Annotated in this window: 11 protein-coding genes and 1 tRNA gene; 6 read left to right on the plus strand and 6 right to left on the minus strand. The window is 48.2% G+C overall.

Annotated features, from left to right (window positions below):
• The first annotated feature begins 29 nt into the window (after nt 1-29).
• The 6 genes from ACN4EK_RS12995 (at nt 30) to ACN4EK_RS13020 (ending at nt 3780) form a co-directional block, all read left to right on the plus strand.
• Nucleotides 30-101: transfer RNA gene (locus ACN4EK_RS12995), tRNA-Thr, on the plus strand.
• Nucleotides 102-274: 173 nt separating this feature from the next.
• Complete coding sequence (locus ACN4EK_RS13000; protein ID WP_431658323.1) at nt 275-1486, plus strand: site-specific integrase; 1212 nt, start codon at nt 275-277, stop codon at nt 1484-1486.
• A 114-nt stretch (nt 1487-1600) separates the two neighbouring features.
• Entirely contained in the window at nt 1601-2287 is a 687-nt protein-coding gene (locus tag ACN4EK_RS13005) for a hypothetical protein (RefSeq protein ID WP_431658324.1), read from the plus strand.
• A 138-nt stretch (nt 2288-2425) separates the two neighbouring features.
• Nucleotides 2426-2743 carry a hypothetical protein gene (locus ACN4EK_RS13010; RefSeq protein ID WP_431658325.1) on the plus strand — a complete coding sequence of 106 codons (318 nt, stop codon included), beginning with the start codon at nt 2426-2428 and terminating at the stop codon, nt 2741-2743.
• A gap of 164 nt (nt 2744-2907) precedes the next feature.
• Nucleotides 2908-3600: a hypothetical protein gene (locus tag ACN4EK_RS13015; protein WP_431658326.1), complete on the plus strand. Its 693-nt coding sequence runs from the start codon at nt 2908-2910 to the stop codon at nt 3598-3600.
• Between the two features lie 36 nt (nt 3601-3636).
• Nucleotides 3637-3780, plus strand: coding sequence for a hypothetical protein (locus ACN4EK_RS13020; RefSeq protein ID WP_431658327.1), 144 nt, complete (start codon nt 3637-3639; stop codon nt 3778-3780).
• Between the two features lie 50 nt (nt 3781-3830).
• Here the strand turns inward: ACN4EK_RS13020 and trpB are convergent, their stop codons facing one another.
• From trpB to ACN4EK_RS13050, 6 genes are all read right to left on the minus strand, one after another.
• Entirely contained in the window at nt 3831-5087 is a 1257-nt protein-coding gene (gene trpB, locus ACN4EK_RS13025; protein ID WP_431658328.1) for a tryptophan synthase subunit beta, read from the minus strand.
• 80 nt (nt 5088-5167) lie between these two features.
• Nucleotides 5168-5533, minus strand: a complete 366-nt coding sequence (locus ACN4EK_RS13030) for a DUF760 domain-containing protein (protein WP_431658329.1) — start codon at nt 5531-5533, stop codon at nt 5168-5170.
• Between the two features lie 202 nt (nt 5534-5735).
• Nucleotides 5736-6251, minus strand: a complete 516-nt coding sequence (scpB, locus tag ACN4EK_RS13035) for an SMC-Scp complex subunit ScpB (protein WP_431658330.1) — start codon at nt 6249-6251, stop codon at nt 5736-5738.
• 94 nt (nt 6252-6345) lie between these two features.
• Nucleotides 6346-7572, minus strand: coding sequence for an ATP phosphoribosyltransferase regulatory subunit (locus ACN4EK_RS13040; RefSeq protein WP_431658332.1), 1227 nt, complete (start codon nt 7570-7572; stop codon nt 6346-6348).
• Nucleotides 7572-8567 carry a J domain-containing protein gene (locus ACN4EK_RS13045; RefSeq protein ID WP_431658333.1) on the minus strand — a complete coding sequence of 332 codons (996 nt, stop codon included), beginning with the start codon at nt 8565-8567 and terminating at the stop codon, nt 7572-7574. Before ACN4EK_RS13045 ends, ACN4EK_RS13040 begins: the two co-directional genes overlap by 1 nt.
• A 121-nt stretch (nt 8568-8688) precedes the next feature.
• Nucleotides 8689-9531 carry an inositol monophosphatase family protein gene (locus ACN4EK_RS13050; protein ID WP_431658334.1) on the minus strand — a complete coding sequence of 281 codons (843 nt, stop codon included), beginning with the start codon at nt 9529-9531 and terminating at the stop codon, nt 8689-8691.
• Nucleotides 9532-9576: the final 45 nt, after the last annotated feature.

Here is a 9576-nt window from a genome sequence, read left to right on the forward strand (position 1 = left end):
AAACATTGTTACAATAATGTACGGTTATTGCCGATGTGGCTCAGTGGTAGAGCACTCGATTCGTAATCGAGCGGTCGCGGGTTCAAATCCCGCCATCGGCTTAAAGAAAGAATCCCCGGAAATCAGTGGTTTTCGGGGATTCTTTTATGTCCTAGACCGATCTTTAGTAGTGCAAGTATTCTATACAAAGGTAAAATTTTGGGTTGATTGCAGGCACTTTGGGTATTGTTTGGGTATCATCTGGGTATCAAAACAGATGTACTAGGAGGGGCAGATGCATAGTAGCGGCGCTGACAAAAATCCATCAGGCAAGAATCCCAAAGGCTCAGTAACGGTAGAGTCCTTTCGGGGAAGACTAAGATTGCGTTTTAGATTCAATGGACAACGGTATTCCCTTGGTTTGGGATTGTCTGCCGACAATAGAGCCAATTGGAGAGCGGCTGAAACCAGGGCTAGGCAGATTGAAAACGACATGAGATCGCAGCTTGCACATGGCGGCAATTACTTTGACCCCACCCTTGCCAAATACAAGCCAGAAACTGTGTTGTCGGTTACAGATTTGGATATAGAACCTAAACCGACACCTAAACTTAAGGAGCTTTGGGATCTGTACGTCGATTACAAAAGCCCTAGTGCTTCTCCTAAAACTATCAACGGCACTTACCAACCCGTTACGAGTTACTTAACAAAGTGTTTAACAGATGGGTTAGAGGATGCTGTCAAGTTCCGTATGGAACTGCTACAAATCACAACTCAATCACAGGCACGGCGGGCACTAATGCAATTGTCTGCTTGTTGTAAATGGGCTATTCAACACGGAAAGATTCAGACAAATCCTTTGGAAGGGATATATCAAGACTTAGCTCCCACCACTCCCCCTCCTCCGCTGGCTTTTACAGTTGAAGAGCGCGATCGCATCATTGCTGCATTTGAAAATGATACTAGACATGGCTTAAACTACCGCCACTATGCTTCGTTGATCAAATTTCTGTTTTGGACTGGGTGTAGACCCTGTGAAGCCATTGGACTACGTTGGAGTAGCATTACTCCCGATTGTAGCCGCATTCATTTCCATGAAAGTATTGTGGAAGTATCGGGAAAACTGGCGAGGCGTAAGGAGACCAAAACTGGGACACAGCGTTGGTTTACCTGTCCTCCGAAACTCCAAAACTTACTCCAATCTATCCGTCCAGCAAACCCAGAACCAGATGCATTAGTCTTTCCAGCCCCCAAGGGTGGAGCGATTTCAGAAACTAATTTTAGCGATCGCGCCTGGTCAAAAATCCTTGAAAAAGTGGGGCTTGCCAGTAAAGATGGCATCAAAATGACCCCCTACAATTGTCGGGATACTTTTATTACCCTGCAAGCAACACAGGGTAATTCTTCGACCACGATCGCCCGGTGGGTTGGCAACTCTAGCCAAGTAATCGAAGAGCGATACCTCGACCGAATAAAGCTAGATCATTTGAGACCTAGCGATGTGTAGATATGAGTTAGCAGCCTATGCTAAACAATGCTCCCTCTAATTCCTGCCAATATAGTCAGGAAACGCTATTTTCCATTTTGTGCCTGGATGGAGGTAGTTTAATCATCACAGACAATGCTACCTAAAGAAATAAAACGTCAAATTAGAAGGTTGAGGAGTAATGCGCCTGAAGAGCAGCAAGATGCTTTTTGGATACTTATGTTGTCACGAGATCATCAAGCAATTTCAGAAGCTCTAAAAACTATTGAAATGCTAGAAGACTGGCCTCTTTCTGGTGATCCTGATAGTCTTGCTTGGAGTTGGTCAATAGAACCGATGCACAGTGTAGTCCTTCCATTAATCAAGTATTTAGAAGAGTCACCTCTTTCAAACGTAGGTCGAGATTGCGCTTACATCCTTGGCAACCTTTCTTATATAGAGGGTTCTCTAAAAAGGCACCCAGAGACGAGGATTGTTCCCAATTTAGTGCGAATTGGAGAATCTGTTTTATCTAATGGATTATATGCAATTACTCCAATACTATATGCTCTGCATGAATGCTCAAAAGTTAGATCTGTTGAAGACGCTGAGCATCTGGCACGCCAAGCACTAGCATTATCTTTCCAGGAAGATGCCTTTAAACAGGATCTTTTTCCAGAACTAACTATTATTGCAATTTTAGAAATTTTATACTCAAATAATCCTAAAACTCGTTTATTTAAGGAATTACGTGCATTAGTAAAGGGTCAGCCTAGAGGAAAAGAACCAGCTAAAACCATTCGAGAATTTTTACGAAAAAAGGGAAAAGATGAGTGGTGGTAAATCTAACAAGGTAGACGATTTCACTGCAATAAGTTGAAGCGTAATGGACAATTACACCTTCCAGCACAAATCCTATATCTAAATCCTTAAATAAGATTTTTCAACAGGATTTCTGCAAGTTATTTAAAGGAAAATTGAATGCGGAAAGAATTAGTTAAAAGAGTTGTTGGTGCTTTCCTAACGTTAGGAGTTAATCTACTTGTTTTTTTTATTACAATCTTCCTTTATACTTCATACTACCAACCTGGAAACCCAATTCGACCTGAACGAATTGACATAGATATTATTGGACTAATCGGGTTTTATATCGGTTTATCTCAATTTATTTATCTTATTCCAATGATTCTTTTTTTAAAGAGAAGAAATAAATTGGACTTGCTTAGAGGTGCAATTCTAGGAGCATTTATGACTATACTACTTAATGTCATGATTCTTTTAACTCTAGCAAAAGCATAATTTACCTGCTCATCTTGTAGCTATTTTTGTAAGGGAAATTGTCGCCGAGAACGAATACTAAACGACCTATTCCAACCAGAGTAGAGGTCGGAGATCTGAGGTAGCTGAAAGCCAGGTGTTACAATAGCGCCATCGATCGAAGGTGAGGTAGAGGAACGTGCAGCATGGAATTGGAATTCACCACTGACTTTGCTTATCAACCGCAATCGATCGACACGTCAGTTGAATCCGATCGCCTCTTCTTTAAACTGCTGCAACAGCTATCGCCTATACAGCGCCTTCAGATGGGAAGTGAGATGATGCGGTCAGCGCGACAGTTATCGTTAAGTTGTCTGCGATCGCGCTTTAGTGATCTCTCGGAACTTGATTTTGCTCGAAAAGTTGCCCTGGCATGGTTACAAGAAGACTTGCCACCCAATTTCACGCCTCATCTCAACCAAATGACCTGGATTCAAGATTCAATTGGGCTTGCCGCAGTTCTGCACCGGGTACTCACCACCTTAGCGGTACGTTACTACATTACGGGAGAGGTTGCTGTCATTACCTACGGTGAACCCAGAACTACCCGTGACGTGGATATTGTGATCGATATTGCTCCAACAGATATCGATCGCCTGGTTACTGCGTTAGAGAATGCAGGCTTCTATGTGCCGGGAATTGAGGATATGAAATCGGGCAGAATGATGTCTCTGGGGATCACCCATATCGAATCGATTTCGCGGGCTGATCTAGTTCTGTCGCAAGGTAACGACTTCGATCGCAGTAAATTTCAACGCATTCAAACCATTGATGTTCCTGGCATTGGCACACTCAACTTTGCTTCCCCGGAAGATGTCATTCTGGCGAAGTTGCTCTAGGGACAGCGTAGCCAATCCGAAAAGCAATGGCGGGATGTGTTAGGCATCCTGAAGGTGCAGGGCAATTCCCTGGATTTTGTCTACCTGACCCAATGGGCAGCGCAATTACATGTAACTGAGTTAGTGCAACGGGCGATCGCCGCCGCCGGATTAGAAGGAATGGGCGATCGTCCGATTTGATGGCAAAGTGCGATCGGAGAGCGGCAAGTGGTTTGTCGCTCTACAGTCAGCTACTCGGTAAGAGTGAGGAACTTAGCGACGGTGTTCACATCTTTGTCGCCACGTCCAGAGCAATTAATCACAATCCGGGGACTGCCGGAGAGTTGCGGACAAAGTGTTTCCAGGAACGCGATCGCGTGAGCCGTTTCCAGGGCAGGAATAATGCCTTCTAATTTAGATAAGCGCTCAAAGGCGGCAAGGGCTTCCTGATCCGTCACACTGAAATATTCAGCCCGACCTAAATCCTTCAGATAGCTATGTTCAGGCCCCACACCGGGATAATCCAGTCCAGCGCTAATCGAGTGGGGTTCAATCACCTGACCTTCGGTATCCTGAAGCAGGTAACTCATCGCGCCATGTAATACACCAACCCGACCCAGGGTCAAGGTCGCCGCATGTTTGCCCGTATCCACCCCTTCCCCGGCCGCTTCAATCCCAATTAACCGCACACTCGGTTCCTGAACAAACTCATGGAACAAGCCCATTGCGTTAGACCCACCCCCGACGCAAGCCAGCAGGATATCGGGTAAGCCACCCCATTTGGCTTGACACTGAGCGCGGGTTTCCTGCCCAATGATCGCCTGAAAATCCCGGACTAACATCGGATACGGGTGGGGCCCCGCCACCGATCCCAGGATGTAATGGGTGGTTTCCACATTCGTCACCCAGTCCCGGATTGCCTCAGAGGTCGCATCTTTCAAAGTTCCGGTTCCCGCTTCTACCGGACACACTTCCGCCCCCATCAGCCGCATCCGAAACACATTGAGCGCCTGCCGCTCCATATCATGGATGCCCATGTAGATAATACATTTCAAGCCAAACCGGGCACAGACAGTTGCAGTTGCTACCCCATGTTGACCCGCTCCAGTTTCAGCAATAATCCGCTGCTTACCCATCCGTTTTGCCAGCAGCACCTGAGCCAGGGCATTATTAATTTTGTGCGCCCCTGTATGGTTTAGATCCTCTCGCTTCAGATAAATTTGCGCTCCTGTGCCATCGGGTCGCGCATAGTGAGTCGTCAGCCGTTCCGCGAAGTATAACGGGCTGGGCCGTCCCACATAATCCTGTAAAAGTCCCTGAAGTTCCTGTTGAAAGCCCTGATCACTTTTAGACTGCTCAAAGGCGGCTTCCAATTCTGCCAACGCCGGCATCAAGGTTTCGGGGACATATTTACCCCCAAACTTGCCAAAGCGTCCCAGGGAATCGGGTTGATGTTGGGAATGATTAGAAGGTTGCTGGAGATGGGAAGGAAGCGGAGTCGTGGTCACAAGCCTGCTTGGAATAATGGAACAACGTCCATTATAAACTTCACGGCTAATTCGCCCCTCTGTCTCTCTATAGTCTGTGATTAATCAAACAGGTCAGAGTCTAATGATTCTTGCCGCAGGGTAAATGAGCCTGCCAGCATGTCTTCCATTTCCATGCGTTGCTCCATCTGCCGCAGGAAATAACCCGTCATCATTGCCGATGCCAGCAGACCTGCTAAATTCTCGCGATCGGTGGTAATTTTGACGTTAAAGGCTTCCGACGGCAACATTCCGACTAATCCCTGAACGTTATGCGAGATGATCTGCTTGACTTCTGGTGTAACAGACTTCGCGACCTGAGCTAATACCTCTGGTGATTGGTGTTGGAGATACTTCAGCAATTGGTTCGCTTCATGTTCTTCCGCATCCGTACCAAAAAAATCCGCACTGTTCAGGTTAAAGACCATAGTAAATCCGATAGGTTACTTTTAACTATTCTGACATTTATAATCCGGACTTTGACCTGTACCATCAGGGTGAAAATCCCGAACCCCGAACCGAACTTTCTGAAAAATACGCTGGACAAAAAGAAAAATACCCGCTACGAACGCTGACCTATCCGGGGCATTTTCTGGTCATCCTATCCCGATCGCGATGATGTGGTTGCAGTTACGAACTCGGTTCAGTGGAGGGTTGCGGCTTGAGATATTGATCCAATCCCTGCGGTAGTTGGTTGAGTTGAAAGTATTGATGGAATTTATCCGTTACCTGTAACCAGTAGGAGCGACCATCCGATTGTCTGCGTTTGCGAACAAACCCCTGTTCAACCAGTTCCTGCACATGTTGATAGGCGTTAGAACCCCGTAAATCGACTAAGGCGGTTTGAGCGATCGGACCTTTGAGAGCGATCGCCGCCAGGGTTCGTAATGCTCCCACCCCGAGATCCGTCGGAATCAAGGTCTGGACAAGATGATGATAGCTTTCGCGTAGTTGCAGACTATAGCCTTCTGGGGTTTCTATTACTTCCAAAGCCCCATCCCGATGGGCATACTCTGCCATCAGTTCAATCAACCCTTCCGCCACCGTTTCTCGATCGCTCCCGGCAAATTCGGCAATTTCAGCGATCGTTAACGATCGTCCTTTGAGGTAAAGAATAGCTTCGATCGTATTGGCAAGACGAGACATGGTTGTTAGGGATGAGGGAGGTCGGGACGATGGAAAAACGATTGAGTTACCGCTTGATGCTCTCCATCAATCCTCTAGCGAAATCATCACCAGTTTAGCCTACGGTTTCCGTTTTGATTGCCCCTCCCGCTTTCACCCAGACGATCTGAGCAATTTGGCGATGGCGAGCGTAATCATGAATTTCAGCCGCCGTCCGGTTGCCTAAATCCAGTTCGACGGGCTGGGAAGGGGACGATCGCCGTAAGGCTTGGGCATGGGCAAGTGCCGCACTGTAGGCTTGAGGGCTCTCCGGTACAACCAGACAATAACTGGAAGGAATGAATTGCGGTAACTGCCCAGTCGGCAACAGCACTTGATGCAACTGCTCAATCTGAAGTGAAAAGCCTACTCCGGGTGAGGTTTGTCCTTCCGGATGGTATAGCCCTAAGAGTTGGTCATAGCGTCCCCCCTGTCCCAGCACCTGTAGCCCGGAGGGATGTTCGCTGACAATCTCAAACACAATGCCAGTGTAGTAGTCAAACGTGCGAATCAGGCTGAGATCCAATACCAGGGAATTGGGAGATGGCAGGGCATTGGGAGTCGTTTGTAACAGTTCGACCAATGATTTCAGGTTATTCAGAGCTTGCCGTTGTGATGGATTCAGGTCAAACCCGCTCACCCGTTGCAATACATCGGTGGGATGACCCCGTAGATCCATCAGCAGCAATGCCCGATCGCGCAATTCGGCAGACATGGGTAACATCTCTAGAGTCATTCGATCCAGGTGCGCGATCGCGTGACGAACTTTAGCTTGTAAGGGTTGGGGAAACTCAGATAACAGCGATCGGGTTAACCCCGCTTCTCCTAAAATCACTGACCACTGGTTTAAGCCCAACTGATGTAAGCAATCCATCAGCAATAGCAGAACTTCGGTGTCTGCCATTAGTCCGCCGATGCCTAACAGTTCTACCCCGGCTTGATAGTATTCGTGTTGCCGACTGTGACTGCCTTCCTGAGCGCGACGGAAGACATTGGCATTGTAATAGAGGCGGAGGGGATAGGTTGTCTTTGCCATCCGAGTCACCACCGTTCGTGCGATCGAGGCAGTGAGTTCTGGGCGTAATCCCAAGGCTCCTTCTTCAGCATCTTGCAGGTGGATCACGGTCGATCGCTCGATCGCGCCGCCAGCCATCAGGGTATCTAACCGTTCAAGGGTTGAGGTAATAATTCGGTGATAGCTCCAACGGTGAAATACCTGTTGCAGCCGATCTTCAATCCAGCGTTTTTGGGCGACATCCAGAGGCAGGAGATCTCTAGCACCTGCGGGCGGTTGATATACCATTACTTCTTCTTCCCACCAAATAGTCCAAACAAGCCACCGCTTGGCTTATCGTTATTGGGTTTTGTGCTGGACTTGGTTGCTTTGGGATCTGCTTTCTTCGATGACGTTTTTGCTTGCCCCGCCTTAGCCCCGGCAGCTTGAGTCGAAGCGGTTGGACCTTCTAGTTGTTGCTTGCCAATCTGCGCCATTTCGTTCTCAGGATCATGCTCCAGTGCTTTGTCGAAATAAATTTTTGCCATCTTAGGCTGATTTTGTTTTAAGTAAACCATGCCCATTAATGCATGACATTGGCTGTTTTTCGGTTCAATTTGTAGGGCTTCTCGCAGTTCCAGAATGGCTTGAGCAAAATTATTTTTGGCAACGTGCCCTTCGGCGCGGCGGTAATACTGATCCACGATCGATTCCCGCCGAGGTGGGGGTGGTGCCGCCGTTCCACCGGGTTTGGCTGCCGATTGGGAAGAATCAGGAATGTTGCTGCCGGTATAAATGGGTTTGGTCGAACTCCCGATCGCCTCCCCAGAGCCTTCTTTCCGCATCAAGAACACCAGGTTTAACTCGCTGATCTGCGCCGTTAACTCCAGGGTTTGATCTAAGTGATCATATTGTTTCTCTGCGAGGCTTTTGAGCGAGGTGTGGTAGAAGTGATCCGGATTGCTCGCGGTCGAAAGCTGTTTGGCTAAATTACTCAGCTCTACGGAACCCTGCTGCCGCAGTCCTTGCTGTCCCTTCAGTTTCAACAGCAGCATGTATTCACTGCGGTCCTTTTCTTGCGAGAGTTTTTCCCAGGCAGGGTTAACTAGCTTTGACAGAATCTCACTGGCACGTTGCCGATCTGTCTCACTTTCAGAAGCACAACTGTCCGGATGCAACCGACGAGCAATTTTGAGATACCGCTTGCGGATGTCTTTAATCTCCGCATCTACTGGAATTCCCAAGATGGCATGGTGGTCGATGAAGTCCAGAAGAAACAGTCCTCGCTCAATTTGAAAAGACATGATGGTATCTGCTTACCTGCCGTTGGATTTTTTCTAGTGTAATCTGACCGGATCGCTTCTGTACTAGAGTTGTCTGGAAAGCGTAAAAATTATGCTGTGACAGCTAAGTTACCCCAGGACTCTAGGCGATCGGCTCAGGAAACTGGTTGAGATCTGCCCAGGATACCAGAGGCGGGATGTGTAATAAAGCGTGACTGAGGCTGGAATGCAGGTATCCATTCGTTGCCAGCAGTCGCCCAGATTTGAGTTGTAATGGGTTGCCATCGTAGGCTGTAACTTTGCCACCCGCTTCCTCTACGATCACTATTCCCGCCGCAATGTCCCAAGGTGACAGTCCCCGCTCCCAATATCCATCCAATCTGCCACAGGCAACATGGACGAGATCCAATGAGGCAGACCCACTCCGCCGCACGCCCTGGGTTAAATGGGTGAGATAACAGAATTCGGCATAATTATTGTCGGTGGTTTGGCGGCGATCGTAGGCAAATCCCGTTACCAGCAAGCTTTTACTCAGATCATCAGTCTGCGAAACGTGAATCGATCGGCGGTTGCACGTTGCTCCTAACCCGTGAGCGGCGCGAAACAATTCCTGCCGGAAGGGATCAAACACCACTCCTACCTGGGGCACTCCGTCAATCAGCAGACCTACAGAGACGGTATACGCCGGATATTGGTGGGCATAGTTGGTTGTGCCATCTAAGGGATCCACTGCCCATAAATACTGAGCGGTTTGATCCCCTAGCTGTCCTGACTCTTCCGCCAGAATCGCATGATCGGGAAAATGTCGCTGCAATACCGCTAAAACCGCTTGTTCCGAGGCTTTATCTGCCTCTGTGACTAAATCCCCAGGACGACCTTTTTCCGTGATCTGCTCCAACTTGCCCAAAAACGATCGCAGCACTTCCCCGCCAGCAAGAGCCGCTTCAGTGGCAATGTCGAGGTAGGTTTGGAGTTGGTCAGACATAGATGGGGAGGTGGGGAGTGGGGGAGCTGTCTCTTATACACATCT

This window comes from Pantanalinema rosaneae CENA516 (genome assembly GCF_050753385.1).
In the GTDB taxonomy this organism is placed as follows: domain Bacteria; phylum Cyanobacteriota; class Cyanobacteriia; order Leptolyngbyales; family Leptolyngbyaceae; genus Pantanalinema; species Pantanalinema rosaneae.

What these genes read in the sequence shown, in the direction of transcription:
- ACN4EK_RS13000 (WP_431658323.1), top strand. Translation starts at nt 275, where the DNA reads ATGCATAGTAGCGGCGCTGACAAAAATCCATCAGGCAAGAATCCCAAA.
- ACN4EK_RS13005 (WP_431658324.1), top strand. Translation starts at nt 1,601, where the DNA reads ATGCTACCTAAAGAAATAAAACGTCAAATTAGAAGGTTGAGGAGTAAT.
- ACN4EK_RS13010 (WP_431658325.1), top strand. Translation starts at nt 2,426, where the DNA reads ATGCGGAAAGAATTAGTTAAAAGAGTTGTTGGTGCTTTCCTAACGTTA.
- ACN4EK_RS13015 (WP_431658326.1), top strand. Translation starts at nt 2,908, where the DNA reads ATGGAATTGGAATTCACCACTGACTTTGCTTATCAACCGCAATCGATC.
- ACN4EK_RS13030 (WP_431658329.1), bottom strand. Translation starts at nt 5,533, where the DNA reads ATGGTCTTTAACCTGAACAGTGCGGATTTTTTTGGTACGGATGCGGAA.
- scpB (WP_431658330.1), bottom strand. Translation starts at nt 6,251, where the DNA reads ATGTCTCGTCTTGCCAATACGATCGAAGCTATTCTTTACCTCAAAGGA.
- ACN4EK_RS13040 (WP_431658332.1), bottom strand. Translation starts at nt 7,572, where the DNA reads ATGGTATATCAACCGCCCGCAGGTGCTAGAGATCTCCTGCCTCTGGAT.
- ACN4EK_RS13045 (WP_431658333.1), bottom strand. Translation starts at nt 8,567, where the DNA reads ATGTCTTTTCAAATTGAGCGAGGACTGTTTCTTCTGGACTTCATCGAC.
- ACN4EK_RS13050 (WP_431658334.1), bottom strand. Translation starts at nt 9,531, where the DNA reads ATGTCTGACCAACTCCAAACCTACCTCGACATTGCCACTGAAGCGGCT.